The sequence below is a fragment of the Glutamicibacter endophyticus genome, assembly GCF_048457885.1.
Taxonomy (GTDB): Bacteria; Actinomycetota; Actinomycetes; order Actinomycetales; family Micrococcaceae; genus Glutamicibacter; species Glutamicibacter endophyticus.
Genome location: NZ_CP174200.1, coordinates 554,531 through 574,940, shown reverse-complemented (window position 1 = coordinate 574,940; position 20,410 = coordinate 554,531). Strand labels below are relative to the sequence as shown.

Genomic DNA, 20,410 nt, shown 5'->3' with positions numbered 1-20,410 from the left:
ATCGGCCGTGTAGCTTCACGAGATGTGGCGCCAAGCTCCGACTGGCCACACACCAACCCCAAGTTCATGGGTGGTTCGGATGAGGAAGCGGTCCGTGTGCCATTGCCACGGGCAAGAGCTTAAGCGCGAAGGATCGCCCATGGCCGACGCCGTGTTTCCCTTGATCGATACCCATGCCAATGTTGTCCGATTCCGGAGACAGGGCCGCTGGGAAGAATGGGGCATAGCCAATCCCGACGAACTGCTAGGTACGCTCTCGCGCGCGGTCGATCGGCCACGCTTCGACGCCGAAACACAGCAATTGTTGATCCGCACCGCCGCGCGTGGAGCCCGCGGAGGCCGGCTGCGCGTATTTAGTCTTGCCAAATTCCCCAGTCCCGCTTCGCTGGCTAGTGTGGGGAGCTGAGAAGTTCGCCTTCGCCGGGCGTAGCAGCCCGGCTTTGCCCCAGGAGCAACAACGCATGAGTAGCGACAGCTCGTCAGCACAGCCCACCTCGGCACAGATCCGCCGTTGGCGGCGCTATTTGGCCGATGAAATCGCCGAAGGCGCCATCTATCGAGAGCTGGCCGAACGCCGCACAGGGCAAGAACGGCAGATCCTGCTGGGGCTCGCGGAGGCCGAAGAACGGCATGAGGCCTATTGGCGGACCAAACTCGGCGAGCATGCACGCCATGTGCGTCCGTCGACCCGCCGCATGTTCCTGCGCTGGTTGGCACGTCACTTCGGGTCGGTCTTCGTGCTGGCCTTGGCTCAGCGCGCGGAAAGTAGCTCCCCCTACGAAAAGGATGCCGACGCCACCGCACAGATGGCGGCGGACGAACAGGTACACGAGGAAGTCATCAGGGCGCTAGCCACGGCGGGACGGGCACGCCTCTCGGGCAATTTCCGGGCCGCGGTTTTCGGGGCCAACGACGGTTTGGTCTCCAACTTGGCCCTCGTCATGGGCGTCGGGGCCACCGGCGTGGCCTCTGGTTTCGTGCTGTTCTCGGGTATCGCGGGCCTTTTGGCCGGCGCGCTGTCCATGGCAGCCGGTGAGTATGTGTCGGTACGGTCGCAACGCGAGCTGCTGACCGCCTCGCGGCCCACACAGGTCACTCTCGCGGCGGCCCCGAACCTGGACCTCGATGCAAATGAGCTTGTGCTGATCTACAAGGCGCGCGGCATGAGCGACGAAGATGCCGAGCACCGAGTTGCCGAACGCATGGGCCTTTTTACCTGTGACTGCAACCCTTCCTTCTCCTTGCATCCAGAGGCTCGCGCCGAAGAACTTGAGAAGGAGCACGAGGAGCTTGGCTCGGCCCCGGGCGCGGCAGCTTCCTCCTTCGCCTTTTTCGCCTCCGGCGCCGTCATCCCGATCCTGCCGTATATCTTCGGTCTGTCGGGCACCGGCGCGGTCGTGCTCTCGCTGGTCCTCGTCGGGTTGGCGCTGCTTGGTACCGGCGGCGTGGTGGGGCTGCTCTCCGGCGCCTCTCCGCTCAAGCGCGGCTTGCGTCAGCTCGGCATCGGGTTGGGGGCGGCGGCGGTCACCTACTGCCTTGGTCTGCTCTTCGGGACCACCGCCGTCTAACCTCACCGGCCTTCGCTTGGCTCCACATCCCAGCTCTCGAGCGTGGCCTTGGACCAGCTGCCGTAGGTTGGGTTCGGTAAGACGAACCATTCCCGGCCGAACTTGTCGGCTTGCTGCTGCACCAGTTCATGCTGGGTTTCCAGATCGCTTCCGGCATAGGCAGCGTCGAAGTCATGCATCGTGTCGCCCAGTTGCATGACCACACGGTGCTCGCTCTCTACCGCAGCGCGTCGTTCCTCCTTGGGAGGCCCGAGCAACAGCACCTGGTCTTCAACGGCCTGCGGTAGGCCCAGGCGCTGCAGGTCCGCCAACGTATCGTCGAGGTTCGCTTCGGTCCGATCGGAAATGTAGTAGATGTGCACCCCGAGCTCGTCGGCTCGTTTAAAGAAGTCCAGGGCCCCGTGGATGAGCGTGGGATCGCCTTCGCGTTCCCAATGGTCCCAGGTGTCCCAGGTGCTGTAGTCGTGGCAGTTTTCTAAATCGCGCGCTAGCAGGGCGCTGTTATCGATGGCGGTCTCATCGAGGTCGGTGATGATGGCCAGGTCTTCGCGGAGTTTGCCGCTTCGTCCCTTGGAGGCCTGTTGGACCACTTTTTCGAGTTGCTGCGTGGCCAACGCGTAGGTTTGTCCCTGCAAGGCCATGGCCTCGGCCGATTGTTGTTGCCAGCGCAACCCCATGGCATATTCCGCGACCTCACAGTGAGACTCGGCTCCCGCGGCGGCCGGCTCACCGCTGGCTAGCGCGTACCCGCCCAAACCACCAATGGCGAGGGTGGCTGCCACAGCAATCATCTTCTTCATATCGTTTCCTCCATGCGGTACGAACCGGTACTCCGACCGGCCTGACCGCGCCTACGCTAGCAAAGATAGTTGCCCACGTCACAGGTCGTTCCGTGATGTGTACACGCGCTAGCTTTGCAGCGTCGCACGGGTACGACGGCGTAGCGGTTGGACCGACTGCAGGAACTCCACGGCCGCGGCCCCCGAGTCCACCAGGGCAATCCGGAAGCGCATTGCTTTACCGGCGGACAGCGCTTTGAGCAGGGGGTACACCGGCAGGGTTTTCGTCCAATGTTCGACGCCGACCAAGACGATCGGGGTCACGCGGGCCGAGGGGGCATAGTAGTTTTCGCACGCATCTTGGAAAATCTCCTGCACCGTACCGGCGGATCCGGGTAGCACGATGATCCCGCCGTTGGACTGCTCGAGAAGGATCGATTCACGCATCGAGTTGGCGAAGAACTTCGCAATGTGGCTGGCAAACAAGTTCGGTGGCTCGTGCCCATAAAACCAGGTCGGTATGCCCAGCGAACAGCCCGTCCGGGCAAAACGTTGTTGCACCGCCAGCGCGCTCCGCGCCCATGCGGTGCGACTATCCTGTGCCAGGGGTGCCTCGGCCAACATGTCGATGGCCTGATCAATTTGCGGGTTTTCGTACCCCGCGAGCCAGGCTCCGGCATTCGCCGCCTCCATCGCACCCGGGCCTCCCCCGGTGGCCACGCTATACCCGCTACGTGTTAGCAACGCGCCGAGGCGTACTGCTTGGGCGTAGCTCTCGCTTCCGCGAACACAATCATGTCCGCCCATCACCCCAACGATCGGCGAGCGCGAAAACCTGCCCTCATACACCTCGTGCTCCAATGCTCGAGCGACGTGGTGATCATGCAAGGTTGTGGCCAGCGCGAATTCCTCGGTCGGCCGGCCGGGCACCGCCTGTTGTTGGGCAAAGGCGTAGATCAGCGCGTCGGGCACCTGCCGGTACCGGAGTTGTTCAATTCCGGCATACAGCTCCTCGGCGGTGTACAGCGCACGGCGTTGGGCGTTGAAGGGTGCGACCTCGGTCGACTGCCCCAGACAGAGTGCCCCGTGCAGTTGCACCTGTTCTTGCACCCCGTCGGCGAAGGTGCACCCGATGAAAAGGCACCCCGTGTAGTCCAAGCGACGTAACATCCCGGTACGCTCGCGCAAGTCGAGCTGATGAACCCGCCAATTGCGGGCCAATGCTGCATCGGTTTCCACCGCGGTAGTGGCCAACCGATCGAACTCGGCCAGGCTCGTGATGTTCACGGCCCGTGAGGGCAACAGTGAGTAGGACTGCGACATGGCACTACGCTACGCGCCCCGGAGGCCGAACGCATCAAGACGACACCGAAATTTCGGCCCCGGCGCGGATCGTGAAACGATATACGGATGAACGATGCCGCACCGATCCTCGATTCCAGAGTGCTTCTGGCTTATTTGGGCAATGCGCCCTATTTCTATGGCCAGCAGTTAGCGGCGCAGGAGGCCGTGACGATCTCCTGCGAGTTCGACAACGAGAAGCACACCATCACGGGGCGGATTCTGGAGACCGCCGAGGAGCAAGAAGAGCCTCAGTTACTGGCCGAGCCGGGCCTGAAATTGGTGCGTTCTGGTAGCGGCTGGCAGATAGACGAAGCCTGGTGTGACTGCGAGCAGGCCCCGAAATGCAAGCATGTCGCCGCCTTGGCCATCGCCAGTGGCAAGCAGGCCAGCGCCACCCCCGCGACCGGCACCCCGGCAACCGTCGAACGTTCCCACGCGGCTTGGGAAGAAACCATTAACTCCTGGTATGAGCCACTGGAAAACGATCCGGAAGCGGGGTTGACCGGTTCGGCCAATGATCCGGTCACACCGATGGCATTGCAGGTCATGCTTTTCGACGCGCATGACGCCTCCGCCACCCAGTGGGCGCCGACCGGGCATCAGCTGCCGGCCGCGGTGCGCCATCAGCGCTTCCGCCTCGGCGTACGCCCCATGGTGCGCAACGCCGAAGGTCGCTGGGTGCGCGGCCAACTGCGCTGGACCACGCTGGTGTACAAAACCTTCGGCTGGAACCTGTTGCGCACCCAGCATCACTGGTTCGCCCGTTTTGCGGCGCTGGCCCATGCCAACACGCAGCTGCAGTTCAAGGTGGATGAGGACTGGCTGTACCTCGACGAGTATTCCTCGCCGTTACTGTGGTCGATGCTCGAGGAAACCTCGGCGCTGGGCATCGAGCTCTTGCCGATGCGCGCAGAGACCAGCATCGCATTGCTCGAGCCAGCCACCCATGAACTTCAGGCGCATTGCGATGAGACCGGTGATATACATTTGACCGGTGCCTTGCGGCTGGGCGAGGAGATCATCCCGCTCTCCGCCGACACCCCCGCAGGGACCATCGGCAACCACGGTTACTACCTACAACGTCAGCAGCCATCGCAGATCCTGTTGGCCCCAAGCCGGGAACCCCTGCCGACCGAGACGCGGCGTTGGTTCACCCACCGCGAGCCACTTCAGATTCCGCAGGATGACCGCGAGCATTTCCTCGCCGACAGCTACCCCTTACTCGCTCGCCGTTTCGCGGTGCGCAGCATCGATGAGCAGCTGCAACTGCCCGAGCTGCAACCCCCGGTGGTGCGTGCCCGGGTGGACTATAAGCGCAGTACCGCCAGCGGTAGCACCGAAGATACGGCCGAGCTGTCCTTCACCATCAAGTACCCGGGGATCGATGAACGCCACGATGTTCATGATGCCGCCGCCGAACGTGAACTAATTGCGCTGGTCGACGACCTGTTCACCGAGCAGACCGGTCTGCACAACGCGGATCTCTCGCCACGCTTCTTTACCGGTGAACAGCTCATTGACTTCGTCTCCTCGCTTCTGCCGGCGCTACAGAGCACCGAACGTATCGAGGTTGTCGAACGCGGAACCCGACCGGTTTTTCGTCAGCTCTCCGAGCTGCCGCAGTTGAAAATTAACGCGGTCCCCTCCGAACAAAACGACTGGCTAGATCTGGGGCTGTTGATCACGATTGGCTCCTATGAGGTGCCCTTCGCCACCATTGTGAAGGCGCTGAGCACCGGAGCGATGAAGGTCAAACTGCCCGATGACACCTGGTTCTCCTTGGACCAGCCGCTCTTTGCCAAGCTTAAGGCCCTTGTCGACGAGGCACAGCGGCTCAACGATGTGCCTCCGGAAGGAGACCTCCGCGTCACCTTGATGCAGGTCTCGCTCTTCGGCGAACTCGACGAGCTGGCCGAAGGGGTGGACGGGGCGGACTTGTTCATTGCGCGCATGCGTGCGCTATTGAACATCGCCGAAGCGCCCGACCCGGAGGTCCCGGCGGCGCTAGATGCCACGTTGCGCCCCTACCAGCGCGAGGGATACGCCTGGCTGACCAGGCTCTACCACGGTGGTTTCGGCGGAATTCTGGCCGACGACATGGGGTTGGGTAAAACGCTGCAGACCATCGCCCTGATTCTGCACGTCCACGAGGTCTGGGCCGACGCGACGGCCAAGAAACAGCTACCTGCCGCCCAGCGGCAGCGTGCCCCGTTCTTGGTGGTGGCTCCCAGCTCGGTGGTCTCCAACTGGGAAACCGAAATTCGCCGTTTTGCCCCGGGGCTCGATGTGGCCAGCGTGGAAGGCACCCTTGCCTCGGCCCAAGACCTTGCACAACTCTGTGCGAGCAATGACATCGTCTTGACCACCTATACGCTGCTTCGGCTCAACGACGAACTCTACGAAGGTCAGCGCTTCGCTGGTCTGGTGCTGGATGAGGCACAGTTCGTGAAGAACCGCTCCACCAAGGCCTACCGGGTCGCTGGCAATCTAGACGCCCCGTTCAAGCTCGCGGTCACCGGTACCCCGATGGAGAACAACCTCACCGAGCTGGGCTCGTTACTGCACCTGATCGCCCCGGCGCTGTTTATTAGCACCGCGAAGTTTAACCGGCAGTTCGCCCGGCCAATCGAGGTGCTCGGCGACACCGATACCCTGAACTTGTTGCAGCGGCGAATCAAACCCTTCATGTTGCGCCGCACCAAGGAATCGGTGGTGCTCGACCTCCCAGCCAAGCAGGAGCAGCAAGTGCTGGTCACGCTGACCGAAGAGCATCAGCATGTTTACGACACCCATCTGAACCGTGAACGGCAGAAGATCCTGCGTCTCATTGACGATCTGGATAAGAACCGGTTCACCATTTTCCAGTCGCTCACCCATCTGCGCATGTTGGCCTTGGAACCGTCGCTGGTTGACCCCGAGTTGGCCAGTGTTCCCGGGTCGAAGCTCGCCGCACTGTTCGAGCAGTTAGAGGACGTACTCAGCGAGGGGCATCGCGCGTTGGTGTTCTCGCAATTCACCTCGTACCTAAAGGTCTTTGCCCGGCAGCTCGAAGAACGCGGCATCGACTTTGTCTACCTCGATGGCAATACGCGCAATCGTTCCGAGGTCATCAACCAGTTCAAGGAGGGGCGGGCACCGCTGTTCCTGATTTCGTTGAAGGCCGGTGGGTTCGGTCTAAACCTCACCGAAGCGGACTACTGCTTCCTGCTGGACCCGTGGTGGAACCCTGCCGTCGAGGCCCAGGCCGTCGATCGTACGCACCGCATTGGTCAAAAACGTCATGTAATGGTCTACCGGATGATTTCCAAGGGCACTATTGAAGAGAAGGTCGTGGCCCTGCAACAGGCCAAGCGTGAGCTGATTTCCACGGTTATGGACGACGGAGATGGCTTTGCCAAGGCACTTTCGGCGCAAGATATTCGAGAGCTGCTCGAGTAACAGCTTGATTAATCCGGGGCCAAAGGGAGCATATTTCCCTCCCCGGGGGTTATATTCGATATGGCTGACATACTGGCTTTCCACGACGGATCGCTGGTATTCCAGCCCGTTTGTCGCGGGACTTCTGCGACAGACGCAACGCACAACTAAGGTGGATAACCGTGTCACTGATCAAATCGGAGGCCGTGGGTACCGACAGCGATGACTGGTTGGATGCTCAGATCAGCACCGACGTGGATCGGGTAGTGATTGAAACTGAGCAGGGACGCATTACCCTGCAGAACGAGCCGCTGCTCCAGAAAATCAGGCGTATCATCGCTTCGCCGCTGGAGGAGATCTTCTACAATCCCAAGCACCGCATGCTCCTCATCCCTGGAGCGTTCGCGGTAATCGGCTCGTCCTTCCTGCGCGTCGACTCGGACGCTGCGGGCGGGTTACGGGACTAATAAGGTCCTACCGCCATCCTGCGGCCCTTTATCGGCCCCAGAGAATGTTTCCTTAGCCCTAGCGGACTTTCGCTCCTGCGAAGGTCCGTGGGGCCTCCCCGAGCCGGACACACACCGAGGTTCGGCCTTGGCATCACCTAGAAACTAACGAGAAAGGCTCCCCTCGCCACAGCCCGGATGCCAATGATGGCACCGGCCCACGGCGAGGAGAGCCTTTCTTTGCGTTTCGCGATTAAGCGGAAACCGAAGCGAAAACCTCGCGCAGCAAGCGCGCGGTCTCCGACGGGGTCTTGCCCACCTTCACGCCAGCGGCTTCGAGAGCTTCCTTCTTGGCCTGCGCAGTACCGGCCGAACCCGAAACGATGGCGCCTGCGTGGCCCATGGTCTTACCCTCGGGAGCGGTGAAGCCGGCAACATAGCCGACGACCGGCTTGGTGACATTGGCCTTGATGTACTCGGCCGCGCGCTCTTCGGCGTCGCCACCGATTTCACCGATCATCACGATGGCCTTGGTCTCCGGGTCAGCTTCGAAGGCTTCCAGGGCGTCGATGTGGGTGGTACCGATGACGGGGTCACCGCCGATACCGATGGCGGTGGAGAAGCCGAGGTCACGCAGCTCGTACATCATCTGGTAGGTCAGGGTGCCGGACTTGGAAACCAAGCCGATGGGGCCCTTACCGGTGATGTTGGCCGGGGTGATACCCACCAGTGCCTCACCCGGGGTGATGATGCCTGGGCAGTTCGGCCCGATGATGCGGGTGATCTGCTTGCCGTTGGCGTCAACCTTGGACTGGGCCAATGCCCAGAACTCGGCCGAATCCTGGACCGGCACACCTTCGGTGATGACAACGACCAGACCGATCTCGGCCTCGATGGCCTCGATGACGGCGTCCTTGGTGAACTTCGGCGGAACGAAGACGATGGATACGTCGGCGCCGGTCTCGGCCTTAGCCTCGGCTACGGTGCCGAACACCTTGATGTCCTTGTCACCGTGGGTCACGGTGGTGCCGGCCTTGCGGGCGTTGACACCGCCGACGATGTTGGTGCCAGCCTTGAGCATCAGTGCGGTGTGCTTGGTGCCTTCACCGCCGGTGATGCCCTGGACGATGACCTTGGAGTCCTTGTTCAGGTAAATGCTCATTTTCGCGTATCCTCTTACTTCGCTGCGTAGGCCAGCTCGGCGGCCTTGTCGGCGCCCTCATCCATGGTTGCGGCCAGGGTCACCAGCGGGTGGTTGGCCTCGGAGAGGATGCGGCGACCCTCTTCGACATTGTTGCCGTCTAGACGGACCACGAGTGGCTTGTTGGCCGAGTCACCCAGGGTGTTCAGCGCACCGACGATGCCGTTGGCTACTGCGTCACATGCGGTGATACCGCCGAAGACGTTAACGAATACGCTCTTGACCTGTGGGTCGTTGAGGATGACGTCCAGACCGTTGGCCATGACCTCGGCCGAGGCGCCGCCACCGATGTCCAGGAAGTTCGCTGGCTTGACTGCGCCGTGGTTCTCGCCCGCGTAGGCCACTACGTCCAAGGTGGACATAACCAGACCGGCGCCGTTACCGATGATGCCGACTTCGCCGTCGAGCTTGACGTAGTTCAGGCCGGTTTCCTTGGCCTTGGCTTCCAGCGGATCGGCTGCGCCCTTGTCCTCGAGTTCCTCGTGAGCCGGGTGGCGCACCTCGGAGGCGTTGTCGTCCAGGGAGACCTTGCCGTCCAGCGCCACGATGTCGCCGGCGCCGGTCTTCACCAGCGGGTTGACCTCGACGAGGGTGGCATCTTCTTCCTTGAATACCGTCCACAGGGTCTGCAGGGTCTCGGCAACCTTGCCACGCAGCTCTTCGGCGAAGCCTGCGGCCTCAACGATTTCGGCTGCCTTCGCTGCGTCGATGCCCACCAGCGGGTCAACGGCAACGCGGGCCAGCGCCTCCGGGCGCTCCTCTGCCAGCTGCTCGATTTCCATGCCGCCCTCAACGGAGCACATGGCCAGGTAGTTACGGTTTGCGCGGTCCAGCAGCACCGAGAAGTAGAACTCCTCGGCAATGTCGGCGCCCTGAGCAATCATCACCTTGTTGACGGTGTGGCCCTTGATATCCATGCCGAGGATGTTGCTGGCATGCTCGAAGGCTTCGTCGGCAGTCTTAGCGACCTTCACGCCGCCAGCCTTGCCACGTCCACCCACCTTGACCTGAGCCTTGACGACAACTACGCCGCCGATCTTCTCGGCTGCTGCTTTGGCTTCTTCAGGGGTGTAGGCGACGATTCCGGCGAGCACGGGAACGCCGTGTGCCTCGAATAGATCGCGCGCCTGGTACTCATACAGGTCCACGGGTTTGTGTCCTTCGTTCGAAGTTCATGCTGACTCGTGGCGCGAACATGCCAAAACATGCCACGCCATAGAGAGCGCACGCAACTGAACGGCCATGTTCAAGCGCCGTAGCCCGTGCGCACCTCTCAGACTAGCCCTTCATCCCGCAAGTTCCCAGTTTTACAGCGTGTAGAGAAAGCTCAAACGCGCTAAAAATGCGCCCGGCGGACACCGAGACCGAAGCTAAAGGTGCGGATCAGTCTATGATTTCCAACGGGGCGTAGCGTAGTAGCAGTCGCTTCTCCGCCTCGGGAAATTGGACTTTCGCCACAGTCTTGTCGCCTGCCCCTTCCAGCGCAATGACCACGCCTTGGCCAAAACTAGCGTGTTTGACCTGCTGCCCAACCTTGGGAATGACGATTTCCTTTTGCTGTTGGACACGTTGTTTGGACACGGTCAGCCCCGGACGAGTGACGGATCGGGTGTTCCCGCCGGCACTTGCACCCCAGTGCGATCCGCCGTCGAAACGGCTGGAAGTGAAATTCGACGCACCCGTACTCAACCAGCTAGTGGCCGAACCTTCTCGCTTCCAATCGATCAACGTCTCGGGCACTTCCCCGAGAAATTGGCTCGCCGGGTTGTACTGCGACTGCCCCCACAGACTGCGTTGCTCAGCCCTGGAGAGGTAGAGCCGCTGGCGCGCCCGGGTCAGCCCCACGTAGGCCAGTCGCCGCTCTTCGGCGAGCTCCTTCTCATCGGTCATCGAACGCTGGTGCGGGAACACCCCGTGCTCCATGCCCGTCAGGAATACCACCGGGAATTCCAGGCCCTTGGCGGTATGCAAGGTCATCAGCGTGACCATGCCCTCCTGTGCGGCCATATCGGCACCTTCGGCGTCGGTAGGCTGTTCCGGAATCTGGTCTGCGTCAGCGACCAGCGCAACACGCTCGAGGAATCCTTCAAGCCCGCCTTCCGGTTCGTCCTTGACATAGTCACGCACAACGGCCACCAGTTCGGCCAGGTTCTCCACGCGCGACTCGTCTTGTGGGTCGGTGGAACTGCGCAAGGTCGCCAGATACCCGGTCTGCTCCAGTACAGCCTCGAGTGCCTCGGCCGGACCCGATCCTTCGGCCACGGTGTGCAGGTCGTCGATGAGTGCAACGAAGGCCCCGACCATTTTGATGCCACGGGTTCCTAAGCCCGGCGCTTGGTCGGCTTGGCGTAGTGCCTGCATGAATGTCAGGCGTTCGCGTTCGGCGAGCGCTGCCACGGCACCTTCCGCACGATCACCGATGCCGCGTTTGGGTTCGTTGAGGATTCGGCGGACGTTGATGTCATCATCGGGGTTGACCAGGACGCGCAGGTAGGCCAGCGCGTCTTTGATTTCCTTACGGTCGTAGAACTTGGTTCCACCGACAACCCGATACTTCAGGTCCACGCGCATCAGCTGTTCTTCCAAGGCGCGCGACTGCGCATTGGTGCGGTAGAACACCGCTACATCGCCGGGGCGAATCTGCTCTTCGTCGTTGAGCCGCAGAATCTCTTCGGCGATCCAACGTGCCTCGTCGCTTTCGTTCTCGGCGACGTAACCGACGATTTTCTCGCCCTCACCGCTTGCGGTCCAAAGCCGCTTGTCATTGCGATCCGGGTTGCGTTTGATGACCTCATTCGCCGCGGTCAGAATGGTTTGCGTAGACCGGTAGTTTTGCTCGAGTTTGATGGTGGCCGCGTCGGGGTAGTCTTTCTCGAACTCCACAATGTTGCGAATATCGGCCCCGCGGAATGCATAGATCGACTGATCCGAGTCACCCACCACGGTGAGCTCACCGGGCGGAGTCAGGCCGTCTGGGCCGGTAAGTTCACGCACCAGAGCGTATTGCGCATGGTTCGTATCTTGATATTCGTCAATCAGCACGTGCCGGAAACGCCGCCGGTAGTTGTCGGCCACGGCCGGGAAGGCGCGGAACATGTACACGACTTGGCCGATCAGGTCATCGAAGTCCAGCGCGTTGGCCGAGCGCATTCGTTGAGCGTATCCCCGGTAGACCTGGGCGACGGCCCGGGCAAATGGGTCGTTCTCATTGATCGTCGCCGCATAGTCTTCCTTGTCAATGAGCTCGTTCTTGAGCGAGGAAATCTTGTGTGCCATGGATTTGGCAGTAAACCGCTTCGGGTCGATATCGAGGCCCTTGGCCACCATCGTGATCAGGCGCAATGAATCGGCCGAATCGTAGATGGAGAAATTGGATTTCAGACCGATGGCGGAGGCTTCACGACGCAGAATTCGCACGCAGGAGGAGTGGAAGGTGGAGATCCACATCTTATTCGCGTTCGTTTCACCGATCAGTTCGGAAGCGCGTTCGCGCATTTCCGCTGCCGCCTTGTTGGTAAAGGTAATAGCAAGAATTTCATGTGGCCGTGCTCGCCCCGTCGCTAAGAGATAGGCGATGCGGTGGGTAAGCACACGAGTCTTGCCCGATCCCGCTCCCGCAACAATCAAAAGGGGGCCGCCCTGATAGCGCACGGCTTCTTCCTGCTGCGGATTCATGCCTACGAGCAACTCGTCGGCGGTGGGCATCACTGGTGCCTTAGGAGCCTGGGAAAAGTCATCGAAAAGGAAATCCATGGTCCTGACAGTCTACGTGGGGCGTCGGACAGTTGGCCTCCCGAGCCACCATAATGGGGGTATGGCTAAAAAGATCAAGAAGAGCAAAGTGTACCGTCGCCCGGACAACACCGCGCCGACGCAGCCAGCGGCGGCGCCGACTCCCTCCCCGAGCAGCGACGCTAAGTCCAACCCGATGTTGCTGATCTCCGCCGGTCTTTTTACCGCTGTGTTTCTCTTCGTCTACTATCACGTGCTGACGTTGAACCAAATGACAGACCTCAGCAACGGGTTAGCCATGCCCGATCAGCGTATCTTCGGGTACACCCTCTCCGATATCCAGGCGTTGAAGTCGGTCATGGATGACGATGCCATCGGGCAGTTGAATTACCTGCACAAGACGGCCGGCTTGCTCTTCCCGTTGATCGCGGCCTTGTTTTCGATGCTTGCGCTGGCTCGCTGGATACCGGTGCGGAAGCAACGCTGGCTGGCTTTTAGCGCCCCGCTACTTTTTGCCGTCAGCGATATCATCGAAAACTTTGTGATCGATGCGTTGTTCACCGGCGATCCCACGGCCGGTGCGGTGTTTGTCGCTTCATTGCTCACGACGGTTCGCTGGGTAACCCTGCTGATTACCGCGGCCCTAGTGGTTGGATTCGCTATTCGCCGTATTCTTGCGACGGTTAGATCCAAAATCGCCGAGGCCCAGGGCTAGGTTCGGGTCTAATTCACGGCCTAGGAGCGCAATAGGATACTGTTAAAACGGCTCTTCGGGGCCGTTGCCTCTGTAGCTCAGTAGGATAGAGCGACCCTCTCCTAAAGGGTAGGCCGTCGGTTCGATTCCGGCCAGGGGCACACTCACTACGGGCGTCGCTTGCGCTGGATTCTCCAGTCAAGCGGCGCTTTTTGTTGTAGATAACGACCACTTAGGGCATATGGCGCAAAGGTCCCGCTCAGGAATTCCCGGGCGGGACCTCACGCTTTGCTTTCCGGCTATTAGCGCAGAAGCAACGCGGTTGCCTTTGGCGACAACGACGCGTCCATCACGACGCAGGCACCGCCAACGGCGCCGACCTGCGACCCGAGGGTAGAGGTGCGAGTGGTGACATCATGCACACCGCGCAGCGCGAAACGACGCTGAACTGCCTCGTTCACTTCGTCCTCAACAAGCTCTCGTACGACATCCCACTGGGGCCCACCAAAGACGACTTCACGCACGTCGAAAGTGTTTGCCAGCTGACCGGCGACTTCGCCGACCTTGACTAAGCAGTCCACAAGAACTTCCTTGGCTACAGCGTTGCCGTCCTTGGCCAGTTCCACGAGCTGCTTCATGCCTTCGGCGCGCTGCTCGGGGCCCATGACCTCAGGGGTAGGCAGGTTCAGTCCGCGTTCGTTACCCACCTTGGCGAGGTATTCGTAGGAGGTTCCTGCCGCGAGGCAGTCATCCGCGCCACACTCTTCGCAGCGTACGGACTTGTACCCGGTGGACAGGTGCCCGATCTCACCGGCGTTGTTGCTCGAGCCGCGGTGCACGTCCGAGCCGAGCACGAGGCCAGCGCCGAAGCCATGGCCGCAGTACACGAAGACGAAATCCTGCTCCTGATCTTCACGTGCGTGCCAGAGTTCCCCAACAGCCGAGGCGATGGTGTCTTTCTCGATGATTACCTGCAGGCGTAGCAGCTTACGCAACGGTGCGACAAGTTCAACGTCGGCCCAGCCGTCCAGCAGCGGTGGGTTCAGTACGATGCCGTCTTCAACGTTCACCGGGCCAGGTACGGCAATTCCGACGCCGACCACGTGCTTCTTCGGCACTCGGATCTCTGCGATGAGCTCCTTGACGTTGGTCGCCATGGTCTGGATGGTCTCGGAAATGACCTCCAGGTTCGGGGTTTCAATCTTGCGCTGGCGAATCACTTCGCCGCGCAGGTTCATCACCACGAAGGTGATAACACTTGGGTCCAGGTGGATGCCGATGGAGATCAGGCGATTGCCTTCAAGCTCCAGTACGGTACGTGGTTTGCCTGGACCGGAAACGATGGTGCGATCCTCGCGGACGATTCCATCGTCCAGAAGTCGACGCACAACATTCGAAATGGTCTGTGGTGAGAGTCCGGTGGATCCAGCGAGTTCAACTCGGCTGATCCCGTCCGGTGCTCGGCGGATGGATTCCAAAATTACGGCCTGGTTAAAGTCCCCAAGACGGCCTAGGTTGGTACCCCGTTGCATATGACTGCTCCATTGGTCTCTAAATTAGATGGATCGATCTTTCGTTCCAATGCTCTTGGTTGCTGGCGAGCTCTATGCGGCCCCTGAGTGCGAGTCGTGGGCCAGAATTCGTCTCAACTAAAAACGTTGGAGATCCTCCTCAGCACGTTACCACCTCTGACACATAATCACACGCGATATGCTGATTAAGTGGAAAACATTTTGACTATCGCGGCCGCATGTTTAGTGAATGATGATGGGCAAATCCTTCTCGTCCGCAAACGCGGCACGTCGTATTTCATGCAGCCTGGCGGCAAGCTAGAACGAGGCGAATCGGCTCGATCGGCCGTGCGACGCGAAATCCAGGAGGAGTTGGGCCTTTGCTTCGAGGAGGCTGATCTCGAAAATTGGGGCCTTTGGGAAGGACCTGCCGCCAATGAATTGGACACCTCAATCGTGGCTCACCTATTCAAGTCAGCATTCCACGGTCAGGTAAAACCGCAAGCTGAGCTGGAAGAAGTTCTCTGGATAAGCCCAGAGTTGGCGCTCGCTCGCGATGATATTGCGCCGTTGCTCCGCGACCGAGTTCTTCCCAACCTCATTGCCGAGCAACGACAGCAGGCAACGAGCCGCTAACCCCTCAATAAGTTTTTTCTCCGTGTAAATACTTTCTGATGCCTCGTCGCGGCGAACTCGAGCACTGCCTAGGACGAGCCGGATTCCTGAAACTGGGTGCGATAGAACTGAGCGTAGTGCTCTCCTACGGCAAGCAACTGCTCATGGGTACCGCGTTCGACGATACGCCCATCGTGCACCACGAGAATTTCGTCCGCATCACGGATGGTTGAAAGCCGATGGGCAATCACCAGCGCGGTGCGCCGCTCCAGGGCACGGGTGAGTGCCTGCTGCACAAGTCGCTCATTCCGCGAATCGAGCGCGGCGGTCGCTTCGTCCAGAATCACGAAGCGTGGGTTCGACAGAATCATACGGGCGATAGTCAGTCGTTGCCGTTCCCCGCCCGACAGTCGGTAACCGCGCTCCCCCACGACAGTATCGAGACCGTCGGGCAGGCTCTGCACATGCGCCCGAAGCTGGGCATCGCTCAACGCCTCCCACAACTCTTGCTCACTTGCTTCGGGGTTTGCTAGCAGGAGATTTGCTCGGATCGTCTCATGAAGCAGGTGGCCATCCTGCGTGACGACGCCCAAGGCGGCGTGCAGCGACTGCAAGGTCACCTCTCGAACGTCGCGGCCACCAATCTCCACGCTTCCGGAGCTCACGTCGTAGAGCCGTGACGCTAACTGGGCAATCGTGGACTTTCCGGCTCCCGAGGAACCGACCAATGCCACCGTGTGTCCAGCGGGCACCTCAAAGTCGATGTCATGGAGCACCTGCTCGCCCCCGCGAGTGTCGAGCACCGCAGTATCTTCCAACGACGCAAGCGACACCTCCTCGGGACTGGGGTACGCGAAATTCACGTGGTTGAACCGCACGTTGAGTTCCCCGGCAGGAAGCTCGCGCGCATCATCGCGGTCTTTGATTAGCGGCTCAAGATCAAGCACCTCGAAGACTCGATCGAAACTCACCAACGCGCTCGTGATCTCGACTCGAGCATTGGCCAGTCCCGTCAGCGGTGTGTAAAGGCGCACGATGAGCATGCCTAGTGTCACGACGTCGCCTGCGGCCATCTGCCCGCGCAGCGCATAGAACCCGCCAAGTCCGTACACCATGGCCAGCGACAGGGCGGCCACGAGGCTCAACGCGGTAACGAAGGCGAACTGGCGGATGGTCATCTTCACGCCGATATCGCGCACCTTATCTGCGCGCAAAGCAAACTGTGCGGACTCCTCGGCGGGACGACCGTACAGCTTGATCAAGGTGGCACCTGGCGCAGAAAAACGCTCGGTCATCTGCGTACTCATAGACGCATTCAGGTCTGCAGATTGCTTCCGCAGCCCAGCGAGTGACCGACCGAAGCGGCGAGCTGGAAGCACAAAAATCGGAAACAACAGCAAGGCCAGCAGGGTAACCTGCCATGAGGTGGTGAACATGACAACCGCCGTTAACACCAGTGAAACCGCGTTGGAGACGATACCCGACAGCGTTCCCGCGAAGGCCGCTTGCGCGCCAATCACATCGGAATTAAGACGAGAGATCAGGGCCCCGGTCCGCGTCCTAGCAAAGAACGCGACCGGCATGCGTTGCACGTGATCGAACACCTGAGTGCGTAAGTCAAAGATAATGCGTTCGCCAAGGTTGGAGGACTGCCAGCGCACCAACATCGACACAACGGCGTCGAGCACCGCAACACCCGCGATGATCATCGCCAGATTGCGTATGGTCTCCCAACTGTCTTGCCCAACAATCGCATCAACCACTCGGCCGGCCAACACCGGGGTGATCACCGCGAGCCCAGCAGAAATAATCGAAAATAGGACGAAGATGACCAGGCGAGGCTTGTAGGCGGCGGCAAAACGTAGCACACGTCGCGGAGTCCGCTCGTCGTACGCCCGTTCGGAACCTTCGTGCTGAAGTTTCCACAAAGAACTCCACGCCGCATGTTCCATGCTCATAATCGCCGCACCCGCTTCCTACCTAGGCCAAGATCCCTAGGCATAACTCTCTAGGCGGCGATTCTATTTCTCAACTAGCCTGCAAGTACTCGTTCCACGTCTCATCGATGCGGTCCAGGCCGCTGATCAAATGCCCACCGTAGCTGGGCTCACGCGGGGTAAATTTGAGTTTCCACCCCAGCTGGGCCAGCGTCTTGTCCGCCTTACGGCTGTTGCAAGGCAGACAGGCTGCTACCAGGTTCTCCCACGTATTGAGCCCGCCGCGCGACCGCGGTATCACGTGGTCTATGGTGTTCGCCGCGCGTCCACAATAGGCGCAACGAAAGTGGTCTCGACGAAGAACGCCCCTACGGGAGACATGGTTCATGCTCCTGTAGGGGCGTCTAACATAACGCTTGAGAACTATAACTGTGGGCCGCGGCAGCTGGCCGTGCGTGCTCCGCACAGGTGCTGCAACATCCTCGACCACGATGCTAGCTTTCTCGGCTAGCACAAGAAGGAGCGCTCGACGAAAGGTAACCACGGCGAGTGGCTCGTACCCTGCGTTCAAAACCAGTGTTCTCATGCGCGTGCTTCTTTCCGGCGTCTGCTGTGCACCTCTTTCAGTGCAGTGCCTGTTTCGCTTCGTCTACTCATTCCACTTGTAGCCTAGGCGAAGACTAGTACTAATGTCAGCGATACGGTCCCTGACAAAGAACATTTCACCTACGTTAGGACAAAAGTTCACCGTAGAAAAGACGCGGCCCCCGAAACCGTGAGGTTTCGGGGGCCGCGTCAAAGCTATGATTCTAGCGAGCCAGGGTGTAGTAACCGTAGAGCGGGTTACGGGTCACCGAGTGGATCATGGTGTCCACAGTCGGGTTCTGCGCGCCAATCATCTTGCCGCCACCTAGGTAGATGCCAACGTGACCGCCACCGTTCTGGAAGACAAGGTCACCCGGCTTCGGGCTGCTGGTGCGCTTGAACTGGCCGGAGCCCAGAATTGCCGAGGTACCACGGGCGATGTTGATGCCGTGCTGAGCGTAAACGTACTTCACGAAGCCCGAGCAATCCCAACCGGAAGGCGAGGAACCGCCCCACACGTAAGGAACGCCGACGTACTTGGCTGCGGTCGCAGCAATACCCGACAGGCTGGAAGTCTGGACGCTGGATTCTTCCTTCGTCACAGTGCTCTGCGTGGTTCCGGAAGTGTCCTGGCCACCGTTGCGGTTCTGGCGGGTGGTCGGAGCCAAGCTTCCGCCACCGTTGGAGTTGCTGCTGGTGGTAGTGGTGGTGGACCCACCGCTACGGTTCTGACGAGTCGTCGGAGTGATGTCGTTGGCCACGGCCACGACTACAGGCTCCGGCTTCGCTTCAGCGGTGAAGCCGGCGCGTTCAATCTGAACCTTCTCAGACTTGTCGCTGGCAACCTTCACTGCCTTGACGGAAACTCGTTCCGGGTTAATGGTGTCAACCGGGGATGCGGAAACATCGCGCGGTGCGGTGGCCTGGCCTGGCACACCCAATGCGACGATCAAACCGGATGCGGCAGCTACTACTGCTGCCTGGCGTCCAACCGATCCTGCATTCGAGGACACTGCCTGAGAGATAACCTCAAGCGGGTTGGTGCTTGCCGATGGGGCGCGGTGGCGTCCCTGCGACTGGCGCTTGGTCACGATAAAGCCTCTCCTTGATACCTACGAGGTAAGCTGTCGGGTTCGAAGTGGAGTTACCTCGGTGGATTCGAAGTTTCCTTCTCTTCCACTTCACCCCTAGGGTTATTGGCCTAGCCAATCACCCGATGTTGGTTCCCCCGCCACTGCCGTACGAGTTGTGTATAACTACCACCGCGTGTTGACAGTGCTCGGTTCTCACGCGATGTTGCCCAGCGATTCCCTGGGCACGAGTTCAAGTCTATAGGAGCGAACTCCAATTGTCACATTTTGGTCACGAATTGGTGACCAAGATCGTTATAACCAGCCGCGCGGGTCCTTGAAGTCACCATCGACGATGACCTCGAAGTGCACATGGCACCCCGTCGAATTGCCGGTAGTACCGCTCAATGCAATGAGATCGCCTCGCTCGACTTTATCCCCCACATTGACCAAAAGCTGCGAGTTGTGGCTGTACCCAGTCTCAAGACCGTTGCCATGTTCGATTGTCACGCGCTTGCCGGAGTGACCAGCCCAGCCCGCAACGGTAACAGTTCCGGCCGCAGAAGCCCGCACCTCGGTGCCGCACGCTACGCCGTAATCCATGCCGCTGTGAATCATGTAACCGGGTCCGGTCGGGTTCTTGCGGTGTCCAAAGGGAGAAGTGATGCGGTTTGAGTTCACCGGCGCATTTAGCAGACCAGCCGACTCAATAGCCGTTACATCGCCACCTGAAGCGGACATGACCTCGGAGAACTTCTCCTCAGCGGCAACTTCCGGATTGCGCTCAGACTTAAAGGAAGCTCGCTGAACGTCAAGCCCACCAGCATTTGGAGCCTTGACGTCAACAACCGCCGAGTTCGCAGCGCGCTCAGCCTGGACAGTATGTTCTTGCTTGTCTACCGAACTTGCCAATTGCGGACTCACCGCGGCTAGGGCAAGACCGGACACGGCGGCCACTGCGGCAACCTTGTGCGTAAATCCTAGGTTGAGGCTCTTCTTCGGAGCTCGCTTGAGCTCCTGAACCAGAGCACCATTAGCTTCATTGACACTCGGCGTCGGCGCCGGGAAGGCAATGACATTGCCTTCAACCGATTCTGCGGCATGCAGATCCGCCTGACGAGGAGCAACACCGTATCGACGCACCGTTTCGAAACGGCGGCCGACATAATTGGCATGGGTGGGCGCAGGCGCCTCCATGGAGACCTCGGCTACGCGTCGCGCACGACGTCCGCCAACCTGCTCGGTTGCGGCCGCGGCAATTTCTTGCACCTCGTCTACCTTGGTCGCCGCAGCACGGCGCCCCGAAACGTTGGTTTCTGCCAAAACTTTCCCTCTCACGTTCGCGCCTGCGAAGTTAGCTGTCGGGTTCGGCCCCTGAGAAAAGGCCTGCCATGATCCCCCAAGAACATGGCTTCACCCCAAGACGCAGTCGCGCCAAAAGATGTGGGTCCCCCGCTATTGCCCTACTTTTGTCCCTAACGCATCCGGACACAGGGCAATACTCGGCGGTA

The 20,410-nt window shown here is 60.3% G+C and carries 16 protein-coding genes, 1 tRNA gene and 3 riboswitches; of the genes, 7 read left to right on the top strand and 10 right to left on the bottom strand.

Annotation, left to right across the window (positions count from 1 at the left end):
• The first annotated feature begins 13 nt into the window (after positions 1-13).
• Positions 14-124: riboswitch (SAM riboswitch) on the top strand.
• 15 nt (positions 125-139) lie between these two features.
• Positions 140-406, top strand: coding sequence for a hypothetical protein (locus ACJD00_RS02805; protein WP_418908384.1), 267 nt, complete (start codon positions 140-142; stop codon positions 404-406).
• Between the two features lie 55 nt (positions 407-461).
• A complete protein-coding gene (locus tag ACJD00_RS02800; RefSeq protein WP_418908383.1) occupies positions 462-1,568 on the top strand; it encodes a VIT1/CCC1 transporter family protein in 1,107 nt (368 codons plus the stop codon).
• A gap of 2 nt (positions 1,569-1,570) precedes the next feature.
• On the opposite strand, the gene ACJD00_RS02795 is transcribed toward ACJD00_RS02800, so the two are convergent.
• Both ACJD00_RS02795 and ACJD00_RS02790 read right to left on the bottom strand, forming a co-directional pair.
• A complete protein-coding gene (locus ACJD00_RS02795; protein WP_418908382.1) occupies positions 1,571-2,368 on the bottom strand; it encodes a 5'-nucleotidase, lipoprotein e(P4) family in 798 nt (265 codons plus the stop codon).
• Positions 2,369-2,476: 108 nt separating this feature from the next.
• Positions 2,477-3,670: an LOG family protein gene (locus tag ACJD00_RS02790; protein WP_418908381.1), complete on the bottom strand. Its 1,194-nt coding sequence runs from the start codon at positions 3,668-3,670 to the stop codon at positions 2,477-2,479.
• A gap of 87 nt (positions 3,671-3,757) precedes the next feature.
• Here ACJD00_RS02790 and ACJD00_RS02785 point away from each other — a divergent pair, with 87 nt between their 5' ends.
• Together ACJD00_RS02785 and ACJD00_RS02780 are read left to right on the top strand one after the other, a co-directional pair.
• Complete coding sequence (locus ACJD00_RS02785; RefSeq protein ID WP_418908380.1) at positions 3,758-7,129, top strand: SNF2-related protein; 3,372 nt, start codon at positions 3,758-3,760, stop codon at positions 7,127-7,129.
• A gap of 161 nt (positions 7,130-7,290) precedes the next feature.
• Positions 7,291-7,575: a hypothetical protein gene (locus ACJD00_RS02780; RefSeq protein ID WP_309408828.1), complete on the top strand. Its 285-nt coding sequence runs from the start codon at positions 7,291-7,293 to the stop codon at positions 7,573-7,575.
• Positions 7,576-7,807: 232 nt separating this feature from the next.
• On the opposite strand, the gene sucD is transcribed toward ACJD00_RS02780, so the two are convergent.
• The 3 genes from sucD to pcrA form a co-directional block, all read right to left on the bottom strand.
• A complete protein-coding gene (gene sucD, locus ACJD00_RS02775; protein WP_309408829.1) occupies positions 7,808-8,716 on the bottom strand; it encodes a succinate--CoA ligase subunit alpha in 909 nt (302 codons plus the stop codon).
• Positions 8,717-8,730: 14 nt separating this feature from the next.
• On the bottom strand, positions 8,731-9,903 hold the full coding sequence (sucC, locus tag ACJD00_RS02770; protein ID WP_309408831.1) for an ADP-forming succinate--CoA ligase subunit beta: 1,173 nt from the start codon (positions 9,901-9,903) through the stop codon (positions 8,731-8,733).
• Positions 9,904-10,138: 235 nt separating this feature from the next.
• A complete protein-coding gene (pcrA, locus tag ACJD00_RS02765; RefSeq protein WP_418908379.1) occupies positions 10,139-12,508 on the bottom strand; it encodes a DNA helicase PcrA in 2,370 nt (789 codons plus the stop codon).
• A gap of 61 nt (positions 12,509-12,569) precedes the next feature.
• Here pcrA and ACJD00_RS02760 point away from each other — a divergent pair, with 61 nt between their 5' ends.
• Complete coding sequence (locus tag ACJD00_RS02760; protein WP_418908378.1) at positions 12,570-13,202, top strand: hypothetical protein; 633 nt, start codon at positions 12,570-12,572, stop codon at positions 13,200-13,202.
• A gap of 66 nt (positions 13,203-13,268) precedes the next feature.
• Positions 13,269-13,342 (top strand) — tRNA-Arg (locus ACJD00_RS02755).
• A gap of 141 nt (positions 13,343-13,483) precedes the next feature.
• Here ACJD00_RS02755 and ACJD00_RS02750 read toward each other — a convergent pair.
• Positions 13,484-14,713 carry an ROK family protein gene (locus ACJD00_RS02750; RefSeq protein ID WP_418908377.1) on the bottom strand — a complete coding sequence of 410 codons (1,230 nt, stop codon included), beginning with the start codon at positions 14,711-14,713 and terminating at the stop codon, positions 13,484-13,486.
• A gap of 189 nt (positions 14,714-14,902) precedes the next feature.
• Between ACJD00_RS02750 and ACJD00_RS02745 the strand changes: the two genes are divergently transcribed.
• The gene (locus tag ACJD00_RS02745) at positions 14,903-15,328 is read left to right on the top strand and encodes an NUDIX hydrolase (protein WP_418908376.1); all 426 of its coding nucleotides are present in this window, start codon (positions 14,903-14,905) and stop codon (positions 15,326-15,328) included.
• A gap of 68 nt (positions 15,329-15,396) precedes the next feature.
• On the opposite strand, the gene ACJD00_RS02740 is transcribed toward ACJD00_RS02745, so the two are convergent.
• The 4 genes from ACJD00_RS02740 to ACJD00_RS02725 all read right to left on the bottom strand — a co-directional run bounded on the left by ACJD00_RS02740 (position 15,397) and on the right by ACJD00_RS02725 (position 20,222).
• Positions 15,397-17,265, bottom strand: coding sequence for an ABC transporter ATP-binding protein (locus ACJD00_RS02740; protein ID WP_418908375.1), 1,869 nt, complete (start codon positions 17,263-17,265; stop codon positions 15,397-15,399).
• Positions 17,266-17,335: 70 nt separating this feature from the next.
• Positions 17,336-17,632, bottom strand: a complete 297-nt coding sequence (locus tag ACJD00_RS02735) for an HNH endonuclease (protein ID WP_418908374.1) — start codon at positions 17,630-17,632, stop codon at positions 17,336-17,338.
• Between the two features lie 421 nt (positions 17,633-18,053).
• On the bottom strand, positions 18,054-18,920 hold the full coding sequence (locus ACJD00_RS02730; RefSeq protein ID WP_418908373.1) for a C40 family peptidase: 867 nt from the start codon (positions 18,918-18,920) through the stop codon (positions 18,054-18,056).
• 3 nt (positions 18,921-18,923) lie between these two features.
• Positions 18,924-19,092, bottom strand: a riboswitch (cyclic di-AMP (ydaO/yuaA leader).
• Positions 19,093-19,214: 122 nt separating this feature from the next.
• Positions 19,215-20,222, bottom strand: coding sequence for a M23 family metallopeptidase (locus ACJD00_RS02725; RefSeq protein WP_418908372.1), 1,008 nt, complete (start codon positions 20,220-20,222; stop codon positions 19,215-19,217).
• 5 nt (positions 20,223-20,227) lie between these two features.
• Positions 20,228-20,384, bottom strand: a riboswitch (cyclic di-AMP (ydaO/yuaA leader).
• Between the last annotated feature and the right edge of the window lie 26 nt (positions 20,385-20,410).

Bases quoted from the DNA above. Each gene is read 5' to 3' on its own strand.
- ACJD00_RS02790 (WP_418908381.1), bottom strand. From the start codon at position 3,670: ATGTCGCAGTCCTACTCACTGTTGCCCTCACGGGCCGTGAACATCACG.
- ACJD00_RS02750 (WP_418908377.1), bottom strand. From the start codon at position 14,713: ATGCAACGGGGTACCAACCTAGGCCGTCTTGGGGACTTTAACCAGGCC.
- ACJD00_RS02735 (WP_418908374.1), bottom strand. From the start codon at position 17,632: ATGAACCATGTCTCCCGTAGGGGCGTTCTTCGTCGAGACCACTTTCGT.
- sucD (WP_309408829.1), bottom strand. From the start codon at position 8,716: ATGAGCATTTACCTGAACAAGGACTCCAAGGTCATCGTCCAGGGCATC.
- ACJD00_RS02740 (WP_418908375.1), bottom strand. From the start codon at position 17,265: ATGAGCATGGAACATGCGGCGTGGAGTTCTTTGTGGAAACTTCAGCAC.
- ACJD00_RS02785 (WP_418908380.1), top strand. From the start codon at position 3,758: ATGAACGATGCCGCACCGATCCTCGATTCCAGAGTGCTTCTGGCTTAT.
- ACJD00_RS02805 (WP_418908384.1), top strand. From the start codon at position 140: ATGGCCGACGCCGTGTTTCCCTTGATCGATACCCATGCCAATGTTGTC.
- ACJD00_RS02795 (WP_418908382.1), bottom strand. From the start codon at position 2,368: ATGAAGAAGATGATTGCTGTGGCAGCCACCCTCGCCATTGGTGGTTTG.
- pcrA (WP_418908379.1), bottom strand. From the start codon at position 12,508: ATGGATTTCCTTTTCGATGACTTTTCCCAGGCTCCTAAGGCACCAGTG.
- ACJD00_RS02800 (WP_418908383.1), top strand. From the start codon at position 462: ATGAGTAGCGACAGCTCGTCAGCACAGCCCACCTCGGCACAGATCCGC.
- ACJD00_RS02760 (WP_418908378.1), top strand. From the start codon at position 12,570: ATGGCTAAAAAGATCAAGAAGAGCAAAGTGTACCGTCGCCCGGACAAC.